This window comes from Anoxybacillus amylolyticus, assembly GCF_001634285.1.
Lineage (GTDB): Bacteria > Bacillota > Bacilli > Bacillales > Anoxybacillaceae > Anoxybacteroides > Anoxybacteroides amylolyticum.
In genome coordinates this window covers 1,992,105-2,015,362 of the sequence record NZ_CP015438.1, presented here as the reverse complement: position 1 = coordinate 2,015,362, position 23,258 = coordinate 1,992,105, and the positions used below count along the sequence as shown (strand labels likewise).

The 23,258-nt window shown below is 42.5% G+C and carries 23 protein-coding genes and 3 pseudogenes; 22 read left to right on the top strand and 4 right to left on the bottom strand.

Features of this window, described 5'->3' with window-relative positions; genetic code table 11:
* Positions 1-437: 437 nt before the first annotated feature.
* From GFC30_RS10240 to GFC30_RS10190, 12 genes and pseudogenes are all read left to right on the top strand, one after another.
* Complete coding sequence (locus GFC30_RS10240) at positions 438-1,256, top strand: RpnC/YadD family protein (protein WP_066325082.1); 819 nt, start codon at positions 438-440, stop codon at positions 1,254-1,256.
* A gap of 274 nt (positions 1,257-1,530) precedes the next feature.
* Positions 1,531-1,746, top strand: coding sequence for a JAB domain-containing protein (locus GFC30_RS17075; RefSeq protein WP_066325079.1), 216 nt, complete (start codon positions 1,531-1,533; stop codon positions 1,744-1,746).
* Positions 1,730-1,864, top strand: a pseudogene (locus GFC30_RS17865) (IS110 family transposase); the annotation flags it as partial. The gene GFC30_RS17075 and the pseudogene GFC30_RS17865, both read left to right, overlap by 17 nt.
* Before the next feature lie 52 nt (positions 1,865-1,916).
* Positions 1,917-2,198 (top strand): annotated as a pseudogene (locus GFC30_RS10230) (AIR synthase-related protein); the annotation flags it as partial.
* Between the two features lie 69 nt (positions 2,199-2,267).
* The gene (gene thyA / locus GFC30_RS10225; protein WP_066325074.1) at positions 2,268-3,062 is read left to right on the top strand and encodes a thymidylate synthase; all 795 of its coding nucleotides are present in this window, start codon (positions 2,268-2,270) and stop codon (positions 3,060-3,062) included.
* A gap of 12 nt (positions 3,063-3,074) precedes the next feature.
* Entirely contained in the window at positions 3,075-3,572 is a 498-nt protein-coding gene (locus GFC30_RS10220; RefSeq protein ID WP_084256289.1) for a dihydrofolate reductase, read from the top strand.
* Positions 3,573-3,706: 134 nt separating this feature from the next.
* Positions 3,707-4,978 (top strand): threonine ammonia-lyase IlvA, encoded by a 1,272-nt coding sequence (gene ilvA, locus GFC30_RS10215; protein WP_066325070.1) that lies wholly within the window; start codon positions 3,707-3,709, stop codon positions 4,976-4,978.
* Between the two features lie 117 nt (positions 4,979-5,095).
* A complete protein-coding gene (locus tag GFC30_RS10210) occupies positions 5,096-5,347 on the top strand; it encodes a YpmP family protein (RefSeq protein WP_066325068.1) in 252 nt (83 codons plus the stop codon).
* Between the two features lie 110 nt (positions 5,348-5,457).
* Entirely contained in the window at positions 5,458-6,300 is an 843-nt protein-coding gene (locus GFC30_RS10205) for a DegV family protein (protein ID WP_066325066.1), read from the top strand.
* 11 nt (positions 6,301-6,311) lie between these two features.
* Positions 6,312-6,881, top strand: coding sequence for an SCO family protein (locus tag GFC30_RS10200; protein ID WP_066325063.1), 570 nt, complete (start codon positions 6,312-6,314; stop codon positions 6,879-6,881).
* Between the two features lie 57 nt (positions 6,882-6,938).
* Positions 6,939-7,706 (top strand): GDSL-type esterase/lipase family protein, encoded by a 768-nt coding sequence (locus GFC30_RS10195; RefSeq protein WP_066325060.1) that lies wholly within the window; start codon positions 6,939-6,941, stop codon positions 7,704-7,706.
* Complete coding sequence (locus tag GFC30_RS10190) at positions 7,703-8,269, top strand: YpmS family protein (protein WP_066325058.1); 567 nt, start codon at positions 7,703-7,705, stop codon at positions 8,267-8,269. The genes GFC30_RS10195 and GFC30_RS10190 overlap by 4 nt, the downstream gene beginning before the upstream one ends.
* A 5-nt stretch (positions 8,270-8,274) precedes the next feature.
* On the opposite strand, the gene GFC30_RS10185 is transcribed toward GFC30_RS10190, so the two are convergent.
* Positions 8,275-9,624, bottom strand: a complete 1,350-nt coding sequence (locus GFC30_RS10185) for an RsmF rRNA methyltransferase first C-terminal domain-containing protein (RefSeq protein WP_066325051.1) — start codon at positions 9,622-9,624, stop codon at positions 8,275-8,277.
* A 65-nt stretch (positions 9,625-9,689) separates the two neighbouring features.
* Entirely contained in the window at positions 9,690-10,274 is a 585-nt protein-coding gene (gene plsY, locus GFC30_RS10180) for a glycerol-3-phosphate 1-O-acyltransferase PlsY (protein ID WP_066327316.1), read from the bottom strand.
* Between the two features lie 93 nt (positions 10,275-10,367).
* On the opposite strand from plsY, the gene GFC30_RS16890 reads away from it, so the two are divergent.
* A complete protein-coding gene (locus GFC30_RS16890) occupies positions 10,368-10,562 on the top strand; it encodes a hypothetical protein (RefSeq protein ID WP_148660380.1) in 195 nt (64 codons plus the stop codon).
* 159 nt (positions 10,563-10,721) lie between these two features.
* Here GFC30_RS16890 and pepT read toward each other — a convergent pair whose 3' ends face one another.
* Together pepT and GFC30_RS10170 are read right to left on the bottom strand one after the other, a co-directional pair.
* A complete protein-coding gene (pepT, locus tag GFC30_RS10175; protein ID WP_066325048.1) occupies positions 10,722-11,963 on the bottom strand; it encodes a peptidase T in 1,242 nt (413 codons plus the stop codon).
* Positions 11,964-12,044: 81 nt separating this feature from the next.
* Complete coding sequence (locus tag GFC30_RS10170) at positions 12,045-12,665, bottom strand: sulfite oxidase-like oxidoreductase (protein ID WP_066325045.1); 621 nt, start codon at positions 12,663-12,665, stop codon at positions 12,045-12,047.
* 172 nt (positions 12,666-12,837) lie between these two features.
* On the opposite strand from GFC30_RS10170, the gene GFC30_RS10165 reads away from it, so the two are divergent.
* From GFC30_RS10165 to GFC30_RS10125, 9 genes and pseudogenes are all read left to right on the top strand, one after another.
* The gene (locus tag GFC30_RS10165) at positions 12,838-13,512 is read left to right on the top strand and encodes a YetF domain-containing protein (protein ID WP_066325044.1); all 675 of its coding nucleotides are present in this window, start codon (positions 12,838-12,840) and stop codon (positions 13,510-13,512) included.
* A gap of 168 nt (positions 13,513-13,680) precedes the next feature.
* Positions 13,681-13,989: pseudogene (locus GFC30_RS17795) on the top strand (DUF4306 domain-containing protein); the annotation flags it as partial.
* 191 nt (positions 13,990-14,180) lie between these two features.
* Complete coding sequence (locus GFC30_RS10155) at positions 14,181-15,428, top strand: DUF5667 domain-containing protein (protein WP_066325032.1); 1,248 nt, start codon at positions 14,181-14,183, stop codon at positions 15,426-15,428.
* A 119-nt stretch (positions 15,429-15,547) separates the two neighbouring features.
* Positions 15,548-16,276, top strand: a complete 729-nt coding sequence (sigI, locus tag GFC30_RS10150) for an RNA polymerase sigma-I factor (protein ID WP_066325029.1) — start codon at positions 15,548-15,550, stop codon at positions 16,274-16,276.
* Positions 16,273-17,355, top strand: coding sequence for an anti-sigma factor domain-containing protein (locus GFC30_RS10145; RefSeq protein ID WP_066325027.1), 1,083 nt, complete (start codon positions 16,273-16,275; stop codon positions 17,353-17,355). Before sigI ends, GFC30_RS10145 begins: the two co-directional genes overlap by 4 nt.
* Before the next feature lie 478 nt (positions 17,356-17,833).
* Complete coding sequence (locus GFC30_RS10140; protein ID WP_066325024.1) at positions 17,834-18,253, top strand: CoA-binding protein; 420 nt, start codon at positions 17,834-17,836, stop codon at positions 18,251-18,253.
* A gap of 144 nt (positions 18,254-18,397) precedes the next feature.
* A complete protein-coding gene (parE, locus tag GFC30_RS10135; RefSeq protein ID WP_066325021.1) occupies positions 18,398-20,368 on the top strand; it encodes a DNA topoisomerase IV subunit B in 1,971 nt (656 codons plus the stop codon).
* Positions 20,365-22,785 (top strand): DNA topoisomerase IV subunit A, encoded by a 2,421-nt coding sequence (parC, locus tag GFC30_RS10130; protein WP_066325019.1) that lies wholly within the window; start codon positions 20,365-20,367, stop codon positions 22,783-22,785. The genes parE and parC overlap by 4 nt, the downstream gene beginning before the upstream one ends.
* 72 nt (positions 22,786-22,857) lie before the next feature.
* Positions 22,858-23,241, top strand: a complete 384-nt coding sequence (locus GFC30_RS10125; protein WP_066325016.1) for a PilZ domain-containing protein — start codon at positions 22,858-22,860, stop codon at positions 23,239-23,241.
* Positions 23,242-23,258: the final 17 nt, after the last annotated feature.

Sequence of the window (23,258 nt, the reverse complement as noted above, 5' to 3'; positions counted from 1 at the left end):
TCGGTCGCCCGACAGTCGAAAAATGTTAACACTTCAATGTGCATTTATATAGTACCATCCAAGACAGTATTCATTCAGCCCAATACTAGTGGGATTTTCAGAATCCAGCACCAATAGGGCATTTCCAGTATCGAAAATGCCCTAGGAAGAGTGGGGAATCGTTTGGAGAGACTTTCCGTTTAGAAGTGTTTTCAACGATTCCCAAACCGGTTTCCTGTGTTTTTGCAGGGTGGAAATGACGCTGCGAATGACACAGAAAGCCTTGGCATCGTTTTCCTGATGAAAGTTCCGGAATTTTTTGTTTGCCCCCCAATGCTTGCTGAGGTTTGTAGAAGCAGCGAATGGTCGTTTAGCTCTCTGTTTTTTCCTTTCCTAAGCAGGAATACCGCCGATTTTGTCGAAAAAGTATGCGATAAAATCGAAAGCGAGGTGCATATATGGCGGTTGATCATGATCGGTTGTTTAAGGAGCTGATTACAACGTTTTTTGAAGAGTTCCTTCTTCTCTTTTTCCCGCATGTGCATGAGCATATCGACTTTCAGCACGTGTCGTTTTTGTCGGAGGAATTGTTTACGGATGTGACGGCGGGGGAGAAGTATCGCGTCGATTTGTTAGTCGAAACGAAGTTGAAAGGGGAAGATAGCTTGATTATCGTCCATATCGAAAACCAAAATTACGTGCAGCCATCGTTTCCAGAGCGGATGTTTATTTACTTCAGCCGCTTGTTTGAAAAATACCGAAAGCGCATGCTGCCGATTGCGGTATTTAGCTACGACTCCCTTCGCAATGAACCTTCATCGTTTATCCTTCAATTCCCGTTTTTCGATGTGCTCCAATTCCGATTTCTTACCGTTGAATTGCGCAAACAAAATTGGCGTGATTATATTCGCCATGACAATCCAATCGCCGCTGCGTTGTTAAGCAAAATGGGGTATACTGAGAGTGAACGAGTAGAATTAAAAAAACAATTTTTACGCATGATTGTGCGAGTGGAACTAGACGAAGCAAAGCAGCGATTGTTAATCGGCTTTTTTGAAACGTATGTAAAATTATCAGATGAAGAAGAACAACAATTACGAAACGAGGTGAATGAAATGGAAACGAAAGAAAAAGAACAAGTGTTGGAATTAATGATTTCGTATGAGAAAAAAGAAAAACGAAATATCGCGAAAAAAATGCTAGCCAAAGGATACGATGTACAAACAATCCACGAATTAACAGAGCTTCCGGTGGAGGAGATTGAGAAGTTAAAGTAGATGCACTGTCACTACCCGCGTGGTAAGTTGTCTGTGTCACGCCCCGAAGATTGTCGAAGGTTGATAGAAACAGAGAGTCGAATGGCTTTCTGTTTCTTTTTTCATCCGTATTAAACGTGGTTTGATATAGCTGAACACAAGCTTTTCTGCCTTTTCCCTCGAACAAGAACACCGGCGGGCAAATGACATTTGCCCGCAAAGCGTTCATTGTTCGGGATGGGAGCGTGCTGCACAAGCAAGGCATGCGAAGTCGCCGGGGAATGCGTACAAGCTGTTGAAGCCGTTTTTGGAGGATGCGGATCGGGAGAAGTTTGTGGTCGTTTGTTTGGACACGAAAAACCAGCCGACGGCAATTCTGCCATATCGGGAGTTTGAATGCGAGCCAAAAGTGTTTCAGTCGGCGATTTTGGCGAATGCGGCGTCAGTGTTCGTGGCGCCCAATCATTCATCGACCGACCCGACACCGTCAAGCGATGAAGGTATTATATGAACGTTGTTGTGGAGTAGACGTGCATAAAAAATCCATTACCGCTTGTACCATCACCCCTGAAGGAAAAGAAATTCGAACATTCGGCATCATGACCGATGAATTGCTGGAGTTTGTGAACTAGTTGAAAGAAAAAGGTGTGACGCACGTGGTGATGGAATCGACAAGCATTAGAAGATGCGATTCCGATTAAGCGGGAAGTGGAAGGGGCGTGCGACTTGCTCGGGTTTGACCCGTTATATTTGGCAAATGAAGGGAAGGCCATTTTTATTGTGGCGAAAGGAGATGAACAAAAAGTATTGCAAGCCATTCGGTCCTGTGAAGAAGGAAAAGAAGCAGCAGTAATTGGTACGGTACGCGCTACCGAAAAGGGGCAGCTTTTATTGCGGACGTCGCTAGGAACGACGCGGAGATTGTATCGCTTAACCGGACTTTTATTACCACGCATTTGTTAGTACGGGTTTGTTGCCCGTGCTTTTTTTATATATAATAAGGGGAAGTAATATAGAAAGGATGAAGCAGAAGTGAAGCAATATTTGCAGTTACTTCAAGATATTTTAGAAAACGGGGTACATAAAGAAGACCGTACTGGAGTTGGAACGCTGTCTGTCTTTGGACGCCAGCTTCGCTTTAATTTGCAAGAAGGCTTTCCGCTAATCACGACAAAAAAATTGCATATCCGTTCGATTATTTACGAATTATTGTGGTTTTTAAGCGGCAATACGAACGTCCGCTATTTGCAAGAAAACGGGGTAACGATTTGGGACGAATGGGCCGATGAAAATGGGGAACTCGGTCCTGTTTACGGAGCGCAATGGCGTTCGTGGAAAGGGGCCGACGGCAAGACGGTCGACCAAATTAGCGAAGTGATTGAACAAATTAAAACGAATCCGAACTCGCGTCGGTTATTGGTGAGCGCTTGGAATGTTGCCGAACTTGACAATATGAAGCTGCCGCCGTGCCATTATGCGTTTCAGTTTTATGTCGCGGACGGTAAGCTATCTTGCATGTGGCAACAGCGCTCGGTCGATACATTTTTAGGCTTGCCGTTTAATATTGCCAGCTACGCGTTGCTCACGCATATGATTGCCCAGCAATGCGATTTAGACGTCGGCGAACTTATTTTTACAGGTGGCGACGTCCATTTATATATGAACCATCTAGAACAAGCGAAACTCCAATTAACGAGAGAGCCGCGCCCGCTGCCAAAACTAATCATCAAGCGAAAACCGGATTCGATTTTCGAGTATGAATTCGATGATTTTGAAATCGTCGATTACAATCCGCATCCGCACATTAAAGCGCCGGTAGCGGTGTAAAGGAGAATGACAATGATTTCGCTAATTGTGGCGATGGACAACCATCGCGTCATTGGAAAAGATAATCAATTGCCGTGGCATTTACCAGCGGATTTAGCATATTTTAAAAAAATAACGATGGGGCATCCGATTGTGATGGGGCGAAAGACGTTTCTATCCATTGGTCGTCCGCTTCCGGGAAGAGAAAATATCATCGTCACGCGTAATCGCTCGTTTCAAGCGGAAGGATGTACAATCATTCATTCGATCGCTGACATAAAAACGATCGCTTCCGAACGTAAGGAAGAAGTATTTGTCATTGGCGGGGCAGAAATTTTTCAAGCAACGCTACCGTTTGCCGACCGGCTATATATTACGAAAATCGATGCGCATTTTCCTGGGGACACGTTTTTCCCACCATTTTCTGAGACCGACTGGCGACTGATTTCAAGCAACAAAGGACCGAAAGACGAAAAAAATCCATACGATTATACGTTCCTTGTCTATGAGCACAAAACGTACTTCGCGTAAAGCGGGTACGTTTTTTCATTATTGGTGCACATTTGGGAAATTTTTTATAAATTTTTGCTACTTCACCTTTATTTTTTTGAAAATTGTGATATAATGTTCAAATTAAAAAGACGTGAAGGAAGGAACAGGAGCCTATGGAACAACAATTGAAACGAAAGCAAGGATCTGTCTATGTGGAAGACATTTTAATCGCATATCATACGTTAAAAGACGTGGTCTATCACACGCCGCTGCAAAAAAATCCGTTATTATCCGAGCGCTACGGCTGTAACGTCTATTTGAAGCGTGAAGACTTACAAGTCGTTCGCTCGTTTAAAATTCGCGGCGCTTACAACCGGATGAAACATTTAACGGACGACGAACGAAAAAACGGCATTGTATGTGCAAGTGCGGGCAACCATGCGCAAGGGGTCGCGTATTCGTGCCGGACGCTAGGGGTACATGGGAAAATTTATATGCCAGCGACCACGCCGCGTCAAAAAGTTTCGCAAGTACAATTATTCGGAAAAGACATGGTCGAGATTATTTTAGTCGGCGATACGTTTGACGACTCGTTCAATGAGGCGGTACAATGCGCGAAGCAAGAAGGGAGAACGTTCATTCATCCGTTTGATGATGAATACGTCATTGCAGGTCAAGGGACGATTGGGGTAGAAATATTAAACGACTGCGAAGAGCCTATTGATTTTTTATTTGCGAGCATCGGCGGTGGCGGATTGATTTCAGGAGTAGGCACGTATATGAAGAGTATTTCGCCGATGACGAAGCTCGTCGGTGTTGAGCCAGAGGGTGCCCCGTCCATGAAAGCAGCGATGAAGCACGGGCATGTCGTGACGTTAGAAGAAATTGATAAATTTGTCGATGGGGCAGCAGTCAAAACGGTGGGAGAAACGACGTTTTCCCTTTGTAAAGAAATGCTTGACGACATTGTCATCGTACCAGAGGGGAAAGCATGTACGACGATTTTAGAGCTTTATAATGAAAATGCGATTGTCGTTGAGCCGGCGGGAGCACTTCCAGTTGCGGCGTTAGATTTATACCAAGAACAAATTCGTGGAAAAAATGTTGTCTGCATTATTAGTGGCGGCAACAATGATATTGACCGCATGCAAGAAATTAAAGAGCGTTCGATGATTTACGAAGGGCTACAACATTACTTTATCGTTAGCTTCCCGCAACGTGCCGGTGCGCTACGCGAATTTTTAGACGAAGTGCTTGGCCCGACGGACGATATTACTCGCTTTGAATATACGAAGAAAAACAATAAAGAAAACGGACCAGCGTTAGTCGGCATCGAATTGAAACGCCGCGAAGATTATGCTCCGTTAATTGAACGAATGAAGAAAAAAGGCTTCCCATTCCAAGAAGTAAACAAAGATCCTAATTTATTCCATCTTCTTATTTAACACAAAAATCGCGTTTTTTCGCTAAAAAATTTATAAATATTTCGCACCGTCCGACATACTTTCGCCTAGATTTCGTGTATAATAATAATAAATCGGTCAAAAAAGAGGATTGATATTTTGCTATTCAAAAGTCTGGAGTTTAAAAACGCTTACGGACAGAAGGTAAAGATTATCGAAATTCCAGTATTGGAGGAAGATAACACGTATCGATTTATGATTCAATTGCGTTTAGAGACGTTTATTGCGAAAGTATATCGGTCTCGTGACGTTCGTTCTGTTTACTCGTTTCGCGATTATTTGAAAAAAGTATTAAAATGGCCTGTCTACGAACAAATCTTTAAGACAGATATTTTAAAAAACAATGCATAATTGCAGCAAGTTGTTTTGCTTCGGCAAAACAACTTTTTTTGCGTTTTTTATAGGCAGTAGGGGAATTTCATTGTATAATAATCATTAAGTTTGGATTAGGAAGTGAAGGAATGAGCAAAGTTAAAATTGTGACAGACTCAACGGTAGATTTACCAAATGAAACATTAGAAGCGTATGGGATTGAAGTCGTTCCGCTAACATTTACAATTGCACATGAAACATATACCGATCGTGTGGATATAACGCCGGAACAGTTTATGGAAAAAATGATGAAAGCGAATGAACTGCCGAAAAGTTCTCAACCTGCGACAGGACAATTTTTAGAAGTCTATAACCGATTAGGAGAAGAAGGATATGATGTTCTGTCGATTCATATGACAGGGGAGTTGAGTGGGACAGTCCGTTCTGCCGAACAAGCAGCTAGCATGGCAGAAGCGAATGTGACGGTCGTTGATTCGCAATTTATTTCCCTAGCGCTAGGGTTTCAAGTAGTAGAAGCAGCAAAATTGGCGCAAGCGGGAAAAAGTATTTCCGATATTGTGCCGCATCTAGAGAAGATAAAGCGCCATACCCATTTATATGTGACGGTCGATACGCTCGAAAATTTAGTAAAAGGTGGACGAATTGGTCGCGGAAAAGCGTTAATCGGCTCGCTTTTAAATATTAAACCGATTGCGGCTCTCATTGACGGGATGTATACGCCGATGACAAAAGCGCGAAGCTATTCGCAAGTCGTCAAGTACTTAACGGAGCGATTTGTCGAAGATACTGCGGGAAAAACGATTCGAGCAGTTGGTATTGCCCATGCCGATGCGCTATCGTTAGCGAATCGCTTAAAACAAGCGCTTATCGATGCGACAGGGTATGAGCAAATTGAGATCGTTTATACGACGCCGGTTATTTCGACACATACAGGACCTGGAGCGATTGGATTTATGTATTACGCAGAATAGGTGAGTAGACGATGAGAAAAATGATGATGGTGCTCATGGTAGTCTTATTTGTTTCTGCATGCGGAAAAGAAATTCCAGACGCGAAAAACTGGCCGGTTGCTTCATTTACGTTCACCGACCAAAACAATCAGCCGTTCGGTTTGAACGATTTAAAAGGGAAAGTGTGGGTCGCAAATTTCATCTTTACGCGCTGTGCCGATGTATGTCCGCCGATGACTGCGAATATGGCGAAATTGCAGCGAATGGCGGAAAAAGAAGGACTGCAGGTGGAATTTGTTTCGTTTAGCGTCGATCCGGAAAACGACCATTCGGAGCAATTAAAAGCGTACATTGAAAAATTTCACGCCGATACGCGTCATTGGCATTTGTTGACAGGATATACACAAAAAGACATCGAAACATTTGCGCAAAAAAACTTTAAAGCGATCGTACAAAAGCCAGAAGGACAAAGCCAAGTCATTCATGGGACGGACTTTTATCTGGTGGACCAACACGGAACCATCGTTCAGTATTATAACGGATGGGAAAATGTTCCTTATAAACAAATTTTGGAGCATATTAAAATTCTCCAATCGTCATAACAAGGGCAAAAATGTTTTGGCATTTTTGCCTTTTCGTATTGTAGGTAGGTGAAAGAAATGAAAGGATGGGGGATTGCACTGATATGTTGCTTTTTAATCGGGTGCTCGGCGACCACGGCAACGAACGTAACGGACGTTCCGCAAAGACCGCTCGGACTTCCAAAGCGGTTAATCATCCCCGATGATTTCGTCCCGAAAGATGTGCACATTGTGGCGCTTGGCGATTCATTAACGGAAGGGGTTGGCGATACAAACGGCGGGTACGTTGTCGATGTAAAGGAAAAACTACTACAACATAAAGCGGTGCGTTCTGTAATGGTGACGAATTTAGGAAAACGAGGGTTGCGTATTTCCCAGCTTGATAAGGTCATTACGAAGCACGAACAGTCGATGAAAGATGCAGATATGATTTTTATCACCATTGGCGGAAATGACGTGATGGAAATTGTTCGCTCCCATTTGTTTGATTTAACGTATTCGTTATTTGTGCAAAAACAAAAAACGTTCGCGCAAAAGCTCGATCACCTCATTTGGAAGCTTCGCTCTTTAAACAGAAATGCAACGATCGTGCTTATCGGTTTATACAATCCGTTTGCTAATTCTTTGCAGACAATCCCAGAAATCGATGATGTCATCGTTATGTGGAACAAAGGAAGCCGCGACGTATTAAGCCGCTATGAGCGAACGATGTTTGTCGATGTGAAAGATATCTTTGACGACCGCGACGATTTACTCTATGACGATCAATTTCATCCGAACGAACAAGGCTATGCGTTCATTGCTATGCGTGTATACGAACAACTAGCAAGGAGTATGGAGAAATGAAGAAACCGTGGAAAATTGCTTTTTTTACGTTGGTAATGATTCATGTCGTAATAATCGGAGGTCTATTTTTCTTTTTAATGCAGCCGTCTGAATCAACCATTCCGGAGCCAAAAGCAACAAAGGGAGCGACGTTTCTTATTCATGCCGCAAAAGAAGATGTGAATGCGTTTATGAACGATTACATTCAGAAAAAAAAGAAAAAAGGAACGCTTTCGTATCGCGTCTGGGTGAATGACCGCGTATATATCGCCAGTGAAATCGAATTGTTCGGAAGAAATATTCCATTAACGATGTCGTTTTTACCAAACGTCGTCAATGGAGATATAGAGTTGCTTGACCCAGATTTATCCTTAGGAGGATTACACATTCCGGCACGATATGCGCTAAACTATTTGCAAACGCATGTGAGTTTGCCGGATGACGTAGTCATTGACCCTAATCATAACCGCATTTACGTGGCGGTGACGCATATGCGCTTAAAAAATGGCTACCGTCTTTCCGTTCAGTCATTCGATTTAGCGCACGACAACATTGCATTAACATTAACCATTCCAACAAAATAAAGGGGCTATATTCTTAGCCCCTTCGGATAAAAGTTTTTTAATGTCCCTTTGACTTCTTTCCCCCAGCCGAGCGGATAGCCGTCAATTGTTACAACGACCCAGCCGCGGTCGCCGCCTGTTTCTATCGTTTCCCCACGCAAATATTTCGTATAGTCTTCTAATTCGAGCGAATGAACGATTTCTTCCTTTTTAAGAGCCAATGCGAGTGCATGATTTGGTTCAAACCGCTGTTTTTTCTGTTCGCCTAAATGTAAGCCAGCGCGCACGATTTTTAGTCCAGCAAAACTAGGACAATCATCCGGAAGGGCAAATAAGTGCTGATTAAACGAATACATCGTTTTTTCGATATTAATCGTTAACGTTTCTTGTTCAAACGCTCGATACTCGCGCAATGTTTGTTTCGTCACATTAGATGTAGCGTTTTTTCCTTTCCATGTTGGCGCTGGGCTCACTTTTTGCAATTTGGCCACAAAATGTCCTTCTCCTAGTAGCAGATGTGGCCAAAGCCGAGCTGTTTGTTCGATCGCCGTCAACGTTGTCTTCGTCCATTCCGGTCGTCCGGGTTGAATGCCAGCGCTTTTTTCAATCGCTACTAATTCGAGATCTTCGTATTTTTGTAGCAATGCCTCCATCGTCTGTTCATTTTCTTCGGGAGAAAAGGTGCATGTAGAATAGATGAGAATACCTCCCTCTTTCAACATGCGATAGGCGCAGTCTAGAATATGGCGCTGTTTTACGGCACACTGGTGAACGTGTTCTTCACTCCAGTAGTGAATCGCTTCTTCATCTTTTCGAAACATCCCTTCTCCAGAACACGGCGCATCGACTAAAATTTTATCAAAATAGCCGACAAAATACTCCGCTAATTTTTCTGGGGTTTCGTTCGTGACGAGCGTGTTTGTAATGCCGAGCCGTTCGATATTTTCCGATAGCGCTTTAACGCGTTTCGGATGAATTTCATTAGCCAGTAAAAAGCCGGTATTGTCCATCATCGCAGCGAGCTGTGTCGTTTTTCCACCAGGAGCAGCACAAAGGTCGAGCACTTTTTCTCCATGGCTTGGTTGCAACGTTTCGGCTACAAACATCGCACTTGGCTCTTGAATATAATATAGCCCTGCGGCGTGATACGGATGTTTTCCCGGTTGGTCGTCCGTTTCGTAGTAAAAACCAGTCGGACAAAACGGAACAGGGGAAAGCGAAAACGGAGCGAGCGCTAAAAACGCATCTCGTTCGATTTTCAATGGATTAAAACGCAAGCCATTTACTTTTTCTTTTTCATACGATGCGAAAAAACGTGGCGCCTCTTCTTGTAAAAGGGCGTTCATTTTTTCGACGAATGTGTGTGGCAGTTTCAATGAAAAATCTCCTTTCTGTTTATTCATATTCCGCAAAAGAGGCTGCCCGAACATAGGACAGCCTATTATAACCATTTGATTTTTGGTTCGGTTTTATTGATGATTCGTTTAATGTTGGCGCGGTGACGGTAAAAAATAAACGTCGTTAATACCGCTACAACAATCGTAAGCGGGATATCGTCCGTAAAGAACACGGTATATATAATGGCATACACCCCAGCCATCATGGAGGAAAGGGAAACATATTTGGACAAATAGAGCGTCAGAAAGAAAACAGCGATAAGCGTAAAAAATAGAAATGGAGAGTAAAACAATATCACGCCCCCTGACGTCGCCACTGCTTTTCCTCCGCGAAATCCAGCAAACAGTGGATACATATGCCCGATCACTGCAAAAATCCCAGCCAATAACGGATGCATATCGACCGCAAATAAGACAGGAAGGCTAGCTGCTAGCGTACCTTTTAAAATGTCGCCAATCGTTACCATCATCCCGGCTTTGACGCCGAGGACACGAAACGTATTCGTTCCCCCTAAGTTTCCGCTTCCGTGCTCGCGAATGTCGATGCCGTATCCGACTTTCCCGACAACGAGCGCAAATGGAATGGAGCCAAGTAAGTAGGCAGCTGCCAATATCAACAGTTTTGTCACCAAGCTTCATACACCCTTTACTTATCAATTTCGTGCATGTCTTTATTTTACCACGCAACGAAAAAAACGCTAGATACAGAGGATGATTATTTTTTGAGCAATGTATCACGCAAGTTTGTCAGCAACAATAAAGCAAAAACAGACCCAAAGAAGCAAAGAATTATCCCGCGTTATGTATCCAACGTGGCGCCTTGCGTTCTTAAAAAATCTTTGACCGCTTTTACTTGTTTAGCACTAGCACCGACGAGCTATTCGATCATTTCATACAATGCGGCGATTGCAAGCTGATGGTCACTAACTAACCGCCTTTTGGAAGAGGGGTTTTTCGTAGTAACATTTCTCTCTCACATGACGCACCCCCTCCAATAGTTTATGTTTAGTATTGAAATAAAGGAGATTGTTATACAAAAGCCCTCCTCTTCTAATATAGAAGGGAGGGCTGACAGATTACTCCGTTGTTGCTTTTTGTTCAAACAATTTCACGATTTCAATAATAACATTCACCGCTTTGACCATATTGTCGACAGAAATATATTCGTAACGGCCGTGGAAGTTTTCGCCGCCTGTAAAAATATTTGGCGTAGGCAGCCCCATATAGGATAGCTGTGAGCCATCTGTTCCACCGCGGATCGGTTTGATGATAGGCTCAATCCCTAAGTTTTGCATCGCTTCGTACGCTATGTCAACCACTTCTTTGACCGGTTCAATTTTTTCGCGCATGTTGTAATACTGGTCGATTATTTCCAGTTGAATTCGCTCTTTTCCGTATTTTCCTTGCAGTTTGGCCGCGATTTCTTCGATGGTTGTTTTTCTTGCCTCAAATGCCCAGCGGTCGAAGTCGCGAATAATGTAATGGAGTGTTGTTTGTTCGACATCGCCTTGGCAGGAGAGAAGGTGGTAAAATCCTTCGTATCCTTCGGTATGCTCTGGCGCTTCATTCGCAGGGAGATGGGCGTGAAATTCCATTGCTAGTTTCAATGAGTTAATCATTTTTCCTTTCGCGGAACCTGGATGTACGTTTTTTCCTTTGAATGTAATTTTTGCTTGCGCAGCATTAAAGCTTTCGTATTCCAATTCGCCAAGCGGACCGCCATCAACGGTGTAAGCGTACTTTGCGCCAAATGCAGCAACATCAAACTTATGCGGACCTCTTCCAATCTCTTCATCTGGCGTAAAGGCGACACGAATTTTTCCATGTTTGATTTCTGGATGTTTGATGAGGTATTCCATCGCTGTCATAATTTCGGCAATTCCTGCTTTATTGTCTGCGCCTAAAAGCGTGGTGCCATCGGTTGTGATTAATGTATGTCCTTTGTAATGCGAAAGTTCCGGAAAATCGGCGGGCGAAAGAATAATATGTAAGTCTTTATTTAACAAAATATCCCCACCGTCATATGATTCGACGATTTGTGGATTGACGTTCGCGCCTGTGAAATCTGTTGCCGTGTCCATATGCGCCAAAAAGCCGATTGTCGGCACTTCTTTGTCTGTATTCGCTGGCAACGTTGCCATCACATACCCGTTTTCATCGACCGCTACTTCTTCCATGCCGATTGCTTTTAGCTCTTCGACTAACATGTTGGCAAGCGTCCATTGGCCTTCGGTAGAGGGGCACGTGTTGCTTGCTGGGTCAGATTGGGTGTTGATTTTCGCGTATCTTGTCAACCGTTCGATTACTTCTTGTTTCATACGCAGCCTCCTTTACTTCATTCGCTCGTATTATATCACAAAAATAAAAGATACGCATGATAGCTTATGATGCAACCAGAGTTAAAAAAAGGAGCGCAGCCATTCGGTTGGCGAGGAAAAGCGTTCTTCTTTAAACGGATTGGCGGTCATCGAATAGCCGCGCTGTTCCCAATAACCAGGTTCATCTTTTTTCATAAAACAAATGCCTGTCGCCCATTTTGCCCCTTTCCATAAATAAAAGGAAGCGGGGGGAATAAAGCGCAACGGGTAGCCGTGTTTTGGCGAAATGTCTTGCCAGTCGTGTTGCGCATCTTTCCAGCGGTAAACAAAAAGCGCATCATCCCCCATAAGCGCTTCAAGCGGCAAATTCGCCGAATAGCCGAGCGGATTTTTGTTTAAATAACCGTAAATTTTCACGTATTTCACATCCGGTTCGAGTTCAACGAAGCGCAAAAATTCGCGAAAAGCAATTCCTTCAAACGTTGTATCAAACTTTGACCATGTTGTGACGCAATGCATATCGATGGTCGAGATCGTTTTTGGCAGCTTCATCACTTGTTCGTAGGAGAGGGTCACTTCTTCTTTCACTTCGCCAAATAGCCGGAATGTCCACGTTTTTTCATCGAATTCGTACACTTCACCTTCGTGAAGAATTGGCCATTTGTCTGTTTCAAACTGGCCGGGCGGCAGTTGCTTTTTCATTGTTAAGCTCCTTTCTACCTAGTTTACTAACATCATACAGTGGAAAAGGGAGAGATGCAATGAATGAGGCAGGAATGAAAGAAGCAATGTAGAAAGAGATAGAAGAGACATATGTTTTGCCCGCTTTGCCCATAATGAAAATAGTGATGATGATCGTGAGGCGGTGCAACCAATGAAAATAGTGGAGTTAACAGCAGAGCTTGTGATTGGGTTTATGATGTTATTTCTTGTCGTAAAAGTGGCTGGGAAAAAGATAATTCATCAAATTACACCGTTTACGTTTATTTCGGCGATTGTATTAGGGGAATTGTTAGGGAATGCGCTATATGATGACCATGTCCATATTTGGTACATCGTTTATTCGATCACCGTATGGGGAGCACTGCTCATTTTAGTGGAATATATGAGCCAAAAATGGCTATGGTTTCGCGGCATTGCGGAAGGAAAACCGACGGTGCTTATTCGCAACGGAATGATCGATTATGAAGCGTTAAAAAAATCGCGTATGACGCTCAACCAGCTCCAAAGCTTGCTTCGCCAAAGCGAAACGTTTTCGTTGCGGGAAGTCGCTTTTTGTTATCTAGAAGCAAACGGTTCAATTAGCGTATTGAAAAAATCACGCTATCAGAAAACAACGAGGGAAGATTTTCAACTTTCTCCCCGTGCGGTGAGCGTCCCAACAACGGTAATCCGCGACGGAGAAGTGCTGATGGACGAACTTCGGGAGTTAGGAAAGGACGAAGAATGGCTACAGCGCGAACTCCGTACTTTCGGTGTGACAAGTTATCAAGAAGTGTTAGTCGCCGAATGGCTCGAAGGGGACGGACTGTTTGTGCAAACATACTGATAATACGTCACACAGAGGATGTAAATCACGAAAGGCAGGAAAAGAGGTAGGAGTGGGATGAATAGACTATTGTGGATTTTTCAATACGTATCAGCGCTTGTAATTTTAGTTTTCGCTGCATTAGCTTCATGGTACGAAGGAAGCGAGTGAAGAGATCGACCATGGGAATGGAAGCATTCTGCATGGTTTTCCAAAATATTCAACGATCAAATCACGAGAAGTGATGATATTTCACAACGCGACTACTTTATATACGCAGACAAATTCAAGCCTACTTTTCCTATATTTATGGTGTTGAGTCTTATTTATATCTTCACTTTAACGAGCGACTTGCTGTTTCGGTATAACGTAAAAAAACTGAGCATGCTTCTTTTCGGATTCGGTGTGTTGCTTTTTATACTAGGAACAGTAGTTGCGGATTCTCCAACTTTTGTTTGCTCGTCGCCTATTTTTCGTCGGTTGCTACGGAAAATCTGAGAAAAAAACGCCTCCATTTCCAATTTATTGAATAAATTAACGGGGATTATTTTTATAGCGCTAGGCATAAGATTATTTCGAACAAAAATAGCTTAATTAAGCTCCCCTCCTTTTTGTTTCGGATTGACCCCCACAAACCGTCAAGCGTCTCCGAAAGATATCTTGTCATGAACAAAAGGAGGGTGTTACATATGGACAAAGTATTCAAGATGAAGAACATTTTAGCCACAAGCGTGTTGTTTACATCGATGTTAGGAGGTACGTATGCGTCTGCTAATAGTGAAAACACAGTAGACTGGCAAAGTGTAGTTTCAGACGAACAAACGGCATCGGAAGCAGGCACAACGCCTGACAGTATTTTGTATACATTCGATAAATTTCTAGAAGATTTACAGCTAGCGATTACAGCCGATTCCGAAAAAGAAAGCGAATTGCTGCTTCAATTTGCGAAAGAACGACTCGCCGAAGCGAAAGTAATGACACAATCAGAAAAACAACAATTTGTGAAAGAAGCTGTCGAAGCGTATATTCAGCTACTTGCGCAATCGCAGGAAAAGGTGTCCGAAGCGATTCATGAAGGGGAATTAACGAGCGAAAAACAAGAACAACTGACGAATCAATTAGAAGAAACAGCAAATGTCGATGAAAAATCGGAAGAAACGATCTCACAGCAATTAGACGAAAGTACAAAAGAGGCGTTGACAGAAACGCAAGAAACAACGAAAGCAGTCGCGAATGTGGTAAAAGGTATTGATGAAAACATCGTTCAATCGCTTCGTGATCAAGGATTCGGATATGGCGAAATGGCGAAAATTGTCGCATTAGCGGAGGCAACCGGAAAAACGGTGGAAGAAATCGCTGATGCTGTGAAAGAGGGAAAAGGATTTGGGGAGCTAGCGAAAGAAAACGGTCTTCACCCTAAACAAATTACGACCATGATAAAAGAAAAACGGCTAACAGCCGAGTTAGAAGAAGCGAAAGCAAATGGCGACGATAAAAAAGTAGAACGGCTTCAGAAAAAGCTAGCGAAACTAGAAAAGAAAAAAGCGGACTATGCTAATAAAAAGAATAAAAATAACATGAAAGATGAAAAAGCAGAAGCGGAAGAAAATGGTGATAAAACTGCGATGGAGGATGCAACAAATCAAGTAAAAACGGAAGAAGACGTCAAAGAAGAAAGCCAATCACCAGCTAACAAAGTAGAGAAACAGCAAAAAGAAACAAGCACGCATGAAGAAAAGGCAACAGACGAAGCTAAGAAACACGAAGTGAAAGCAAAAGAAGATCCAAGACGTGAGGAAAAAGCCCGTGAAGAAGTACAAAAACACGAAGAAAAAGCTAGCAAAGAAGCGGAAAAACGGGCAAAAGAAAAGAAAGAACATGAAAAAAAGAATGGGAACGGAAGCAATAAAGAAAACAAAGATGAAGATGATGAATAATGCCCAATCAAGTCCTCTCTCAACGGAGGGCTTTTTTGATGTATACTTTTATAAATGATGACACCCCCATAAAAATGGCGCGAGTGGCGAATATGTTAAGGAAGGCAAGGGGTGAAGAGATGCTTCGCAGTTTTTTTAGGAAGGTAAAGGACGATCAAATAGAAAAATTCATTGAACAATTCCAAAACAGGGAAACAGAAAAATTAAACGATTTTATCGAACAATACAAACCGTTTATCGCCACAAAAGTTTCCGAAGTATGCAAAAGAAAAATTGATCCAGAATATGATGATGAATTTAGCATAGGACTAATTGCTTTTAACGAGGCGATTGAAAAATATGCGCCCAATAAAGGGAGCAACTTTTTATCTTTTGCAAGCTTGGTGATTAAACGCCGGGTCATTGATTACATCCGAAAGGAAAAAAAGAATTACGGCTATTCGCTCGATGACAGAGAAGAAGATATGGAAAATCCATACGAAATCAAAGTAACGAGCGAGCAATATCAAAAACAAATCGAAACGGAACAGCGAAAAGAAGAAATCTTCCATTATACTGAAAAATTAAAAGAATTTGGGATTACAATACTTGATCTAACAGAACATTCCCCCAAGCATAAGGATGCAAGAGAAACGTCTTTACTCATAGCGAAAACGATCTTAAGGAATGAGAATTTAAAAAAGCAATTGTTCGATACGAAGAAGTTACCGATTAAGGAAGTGGCCAATCTAGTTGATGTGAGCCGTAAAACAATTGAAAGAAACCGAAAATATTTAATTGCGCTCGTGATCCTTCTTTCAGAAGATTATATTTATTTGAAAGAGTATTTAAAGGGGGTGGAAAAATGAGAAATGGAATTATTATGGAAGAACATAAACATTATTATATCGTCATGACCCGTGACGGCGAGTTTTTAAAAGTAAAGAAAATAAAGGAATATCAAATTGGCGAGGAGATTTCATTTACAACGTCCCAAGAAGAAAAAGCAAGTTTAGGACAAAAGCTATTTGCAAGAAAAATCCCTCAGTTTTCTATGGCGCTAGTCTTGTTGTTAGCTGTGATCCCGTTATTAACCAACCTAAATACGGGCAAAGCTTATGCATACGTGACGATCGATATAAATCCAAGCATCGAGATGTCCATCGATGACAAACAAACAGTTACAGACATGCGAGCATATAACGATGACGGCAGGAAAATTGTTCGTTCGATTGACGATTGGAGAGGTAAAACGTTAACCGATGTTACGGAGGAAATCATTGATCAAAGTGAACAGAACGGCTATTTAAAAAATGAGCGAGATGTGATGATTTCCATCACCCATATTAACAAGAAGAATAAAACGATTGATGAGCAAATCGAAAAAACGATCCATATGATTGAACAAAAAACAAAACTAGCGGTTACAATGATTGAAATAAGTAAACGGACACATGATGAAGCGAAAAAATTAGGCGTTTCCCCCAATAAATTAGCGATTGCCGAAAACAACGGAGTGCCAATCGAAAAAGTAAAAGAAAAATCAGTAGCAGAAATTAAAAAAATGTTTGGAAATTTAACCGAAAAGGATAAACAAATGGAACATAAAGAGCAACAGACTAATCATAATAAGAGAAAAGTTAAAGAAGAAAACGAAAATAAAACTCAAGGAGAATATGGAAGAAAAGAAATAGAAAAGGAAAAACCTAAAGTGCCAAACAAACATTTAGAAAAAGAGCAAAAGAAAGTTTTAAAACCGGAAGAAAAACGCAAGCAGCTGGACAAACAAGAAAAAGCTAATAGTGAGCAAGAAAATCATAAACAACCGGAAGAGCAGTCGAAAACGGAACGAGAAGAAGAAAAGCCTAAGCCGTTAGAAAAACAAGAAAAAGCTCCTAAAGAAGAGAAGCGAGAAGAACAACAACAAAAAAAGAAAGATGAAGACTGAACTCCCCGTTTCGCGAAGCGTTGAAGCGGGTGCTTTGCAGGAATTGACACTTTCGATTCAATGAAAAAGCGATCCGGTTGATTATCATTAGTGAAGAGAATGAATCTAATGATTGCGTTTGCCTCGCTCATCGTAACTATCGTCGCTGTATCCAAAGACAAAAAGTAACCCACCCTGCTTGGCCTAAGTGAAGGTGGGTTACGATTCGCTTTTTTGGGCCACTGCACTTCTTGCAGTAAGCTGTGTATAGATGGGACATTGGTTGCCGCCAATGTCTTGTTTTATTTTATGTTGTTCAACTTGGTTATACGCATACAGTGGATGACATGATAAGAAAATTATCTTTGTATGATTGTTTTTTTCGAACTTTAAGCTGAGTTTAGCTAAGCTATCGTAGACATAAAAATATTGACATAAGCAGGATTTTCCTTGTTGGATAAAGAAATACTACAAAAAAGCGTTCGAAAGGAGAAAAAACATGCCAATTACGAATCCAAGTCGCGAAGAGATCGCTGAGATTTTGCAAAAAGCAAAACGCATTGCCGTTGTCGGCTTATCAAATAATCCCGATCGCACGTCGTATATGGTCGCAAAAGCAATGAAAGATGCGGGATACGACATTATTCCGGTCAATCCAATGATTGAGGAGTGGGAAGGGATTCCAGCGATGAAATCGTTAAAAGACATTGAAGGACATGTCGATATTGTGAACGTGTTTCGTCGTTCGGAGCATTTACCAGAAGTTGCTCGCGAGTTCGTCCAAATCGATGCCGATGTGTTTTGGGCGCAGTTAGGTGTTGTCCATGAAGACGTATATAGGTTTTTAAAAGAAAAAGGATATACCGTTGTGATGGATCGCTGTATTAAAGTAGAGCACGCTCTAACGAAAAAAAGGTAAACGAAACTCGGCCATCTTTTTCGAAAGATGGTCATTTCCATTTTCAGAAGTTTGATTAGCTGGCAAAATAGGCATAGACGTTTCCGAAATTTATGCTAAAATAAAACAGAAACAAATGTTCTTGTTTTTGAAAGGGGTATGTGCGTGACAAAACAGAAAATATACGAATATAACGATGATGCTATCCAAGTACTTGAAGGACTAGAAGCGGTTAGAAAGCGCCCCGGGATGTATATCGGCAGCACCGATAGCCGCGGGTTGCATCATCTCGTCTATGAAATTGTCGACAACTCCGTCGACGAAGCGCTCGCTGGATACGGAAACTATATTCTCGTCAAAATACATAAAGACAACAGCATCACAGTACTCGATGAAGGTCGTGGGATGCCAGTCGGCATGCATAAACTTGGAAAACCAACGCCGGAAGTCATTTTAACCGTTTTGCATGCCGGCGGAAAATTCGGGCAAGGCGGCTATAAAACGAGCGGGGGGTTACACGGAGTGGGCGCCTCTGTCGTCAACGCCTTATCGGAATGGCTCGTCGTCACGATTCACCGCGACGGATTTATTTATCAACAACGGTTTGAACAGGGTGGAACACCTGTCACGACATTAGAAAAAATGGGAACAACGAAAAAGACAGGAACGATGATTCAATTCAAACCAGACCCGACCATTTTTAGCACGACAACGTTCAATTACGAAACGTTAAGTGAACGGTTGCGAGAATCAGCTTTTCTATTAAAAGGGTTGAAAATTGAATTAGTCGATGAACGGACCGATATGCGCGAGTTGTTTCATTACGAAAACGGAATTGAAGCGTTTGTTGCTTATTTGAATGAAGAAAAAGATGTTCTCCATCCCGTCGTTTATTTTGAAGGGCAACAAAACGGAATCGAAGTCGAATTTGCGTTTCAATTTAATGACGGCTACTCGGAAAATGTACTTTCGTTCGTGAACAATGTTCGCACAAAAGATGGCGGAACGCATGAAGCAGGCGCCAAAACAGCGATGACCCGCGTTTTTAACGAATATGCACGCAAAACAAGTCTACTAAAAGAAAAAGATAAAAACTTAGAAGGCTCTGATATTCGCGAAGGGTTATCGGCGATTGTATCGGTCAGAATTCCGGAACATTTATTGCAGTTTGAAGGGCAAACAAAAGGAAAACTCGGAACGAGCGAAGCCCGCTCCGCTGTCGATGCGATTGTGTCTGAGCATTTAACATATTTTTTACAAGAAAATCCAGACATCGGGACAATGCTCGTCAAAAAAGCAATTAGAGCATACCAAGCGCGCGAAGCAGCACGAAAAGCGCGTGAAGAAGCACGAAGCGGCAAAAAGAAAAAAGGAAAAGAGGCGGTATTAAGCGGAAAATTAACGCCAGCACAAACGCGCAATCCAAAGAAAAACGAGCTGTATTTAGTAGAAGGCGACTCTGCAGGCGGTTCAGCGAAACAAGGGCGTGATCGTCGCTTCCAAGCGGTGCTTCCACTGCGCGGGAAAGTCATCAATACAGAAAAGGCGAAGCTGGCGGATATTTTTAAAAATGAAGAAATTAATACGATTATTCACGCCATTGGTGGTGGTGTTGGCGCCGACTTTTCGCTAGAAGATGTAAACTATGACAAAGTGATTATTATGACGGACGCTGATACGGATGGTGCGCATATCCAAGTATTGCTTTTAACGTTTTTTTACCGTTATATGCGCCCACTGATTGAAGCGGGAAAAGTATATATCGCTCTTCCACCGCTTTATAAAATTAGCAAAGGTACTGGAAAAAAAGAAATGGTGCAATATGCGTGGACGGATGAGCAGCTAAAAGAAGCGACGAAAAAATTAGGGAAAGGTTACACGATTCAACGATACAAAGGACTTGGAGAAATGAATGCAGACCAGTTATGGGAAACGACGATGAATCCAGAAACGCGCACGCTCATCCGCGTCCGCATTGATGATGCCGCAAGAGCAGAACGGCGAGTGACAACGCTTATGGGGGATAAAGTCGAACCGCGGCGTAAATGGATTGAAACACATGTTCAGTTTGGGTTAGAAGACGACCCGAACATTTTAGAAAATGAACACGTCTTAGTTGCAGAGGAGGGAGTATGATGGAACGATTGCTCGATTTACCATTAGAAGACGTATTAGGTGACCGATTTGGTCGCTATAGTAAATACATTATTCAAGAACGGGCGCTTCCTGATGTGCGCGACGGACTAAAGCCGGTGCAACGCCGCATTTTATATGCGATGTACGTTGATGGAAACACCGCAGATAGGGGATTCCGCAAAGCAGCAAAAACCGTCGGAAACGTCATTGGCAACTTTCATCCGCACGGCGATTCTTCTGTCTACGAAGCGATGGTGCGGATGAGCCAAGAATGGAAGTTGCGCAATGTGTTAATTGAAATGCATGGCAATAACGGTAGCATCGACGGTGACCCGCCGGCAGCGATGCGTTACACGGAAGCGCGGTTATCTCCGATTGCCGCAGAACTGTTGCGCGACATTGATAAAGAAACGGTCGAATTTGTGCCAAACTTTGACGACACGAGCGAAGAACCAGTCGTCTTGCCTGCGATGTTTCCTAACTTATTAGTAAACGGCTCGACTGGCATTTCGGCAGGGTATGCGACCGAAATACCGCCACATCATTTAGGCGAAGTCATTGATGCGGTGATGATGCGGATTGACCGTCCAACGTGCACAGTCGATGAACTAATGACTGTACTGCACGGACCGGATTTTCCGACCGGCGGCATTATTCAAGGGAAAGACGGAATTAAAAAAGCGTACGAAACAGGTAGAGGAAAAATCATTATTCGTGGCAAAGCAACGATTGAATCTGTCAAAGGCGGAAAACAACAAATTGTCATTACCGAAATTCCATATGAAGTTAATAAAGCAAATCTCGTAAAAAAAATCGATGAACTTCGTTTTGACCGAAAACTTGATGGAATTGCGGATGTTCGGGACGAAACCGATCGAACCGGTCTTCGCATTGTCATCGAGTTAAAGAAAGAAGCGGATGCAGAAGGCATTTTAAACTACTTATATAAAAATACAGATTTACAAGTACCATATAACTTTAACATGGTCGCTATTCACAAACGACGGCCAAAACTATTAAGCCTTCCGGAACTACTCGATGCGTATATTGAACACCAAAAAGAAGTCGTCACAAACCGCTCGCGCTACGAACTAAAAAAAGCGTATAACCGTCAACATGTCGTCGAAGGGCTGATGAAAGCATTGTCCATTCTCGATGAGGTCATCGCAACGATTCGCGCTTCGAAAGATAAGCGAGACGCCAAAGACCAATTGATTGCTCGTTACGATTTCACGGAAGTGCAAGCAGAAGCGATTGTCACATTACAGCTATACCGTTTAACAAACACCGACATTACGGCATTAAAACAAGAAGCGGAAGAGTTAGCGAAAAAAATTGCGGAGCTAACAGCTATTTTAGCGAGTGAAAAAAAATTGTTGTCCGTGATCAAAACCGAGCTAAAAAAACTAAAAAAAGTGTATGCCGATGTGCGACGAACAGTTATTCAAGAAGAAATAGAGGAAATTAAAATTAACTTAGAAGTGATCATTCCTGCTGAAGACGTCATCGTTACTGTCACGAAAGAAGGATATGTGAAACGGACAAGCTTTCGTTCATATACGGCATCTAACGGGCAAGACTTTGGGATGAAAGAATCCGACCGCTTATTAGCACAATTAGAGATGAATACAACGGACGTACTCCTTCTCTTTACACGCAAAGGAAACTATATTTATTGCCCTGTTCATGAGTTGCCTGATATTCGTTGGAAAGACGTGGGACAACATATTTCCAGCCTCGTGCCGTTAGACAGAGACGATGATCTCATCTCTGCCGTTTCCGTCCGCGATTTTGAACAACCGCTTGATCTTCTATTTATCACGAAGCAAGGAATGGTCAAACGAACTGAGTTAAAACAATATAAAGTGCAGCGGTACGGACGCCCGATGATTGCAATGAACATAAAAGAAAACGACGAAGTAGTAAATGTCTACGTTACCGACGGAACAAACGACCTGTTTATTGTGACGCATCAAGGATACGGGCTTTGGTTTGGGGAAGAAGAAATTAGCACCGTCGGGGTGCGCGCTGCTGGAGTGAAGGGAATTCAGCTAAAAGAAGAAGATTTCGTTGTCGCTGCTTCCCCTATTCGCCATGCAGATTCGGCAGTAGTCGTGATTGCGACCCAGCGCGGAGCAGTCAAAAAAATGGCGCTCCATGAGTTTGACAAGTCGTCGCGAGCAAAACGTGGACTTGTGATGCTTCGGGAATTAAAAACGAATCCGCATCGCATTGTTGCTGCATTTATTCTAGAAAACGACAGCGGTCATGTCATTATACGAACGGAAAAAGGGGAAACGGAAGCGGTTGATATTACGGCATGGAAATGTTCCGATCGCTACAGTAACGGCACTTTCATTATCGACAGCGAAGAAGCTGGAGAAATAAAAGAAATATGGTTATCTATTCACGCCTAAAGAAAATCCATATATAATAAGAGTAGTTTTGGTTGTATAGGAAAAACGTTAACAGGAGAAGAGGGGATTTTCGTGCGATTTAAACGGCAAGAAGCGTTCCGTTACCAATTTGGGCAACCGCTCCCTTGTGCGTTTCGTATTGTGCGTGTTGATCATAAAGAAATCGAAAGCGACAAAGGAGAAGCGGAAATTCACGACATTAGTCCGCGAGGAATGAGAATTAAAACATCTCTTGACATTCCCCCTCGTCCGCGAGAAATCCAGATCGAAGTGACGTTTATGCTAAATGATGTCGAGTTTAGTTTTATCGGAACGTTAGTATGGCAGCGAAAGGCAAATGGTGAATATTATTATGGATTGCAACTGCTTCTTTCTTTCCAACAAGAAGAGATATTAGTCCGAGAAATTAAGCGGTACGCTGTGCTCCATAACAGCCGGCAACGCTCTTCTATATAAATATAAAGCGCAAGTAG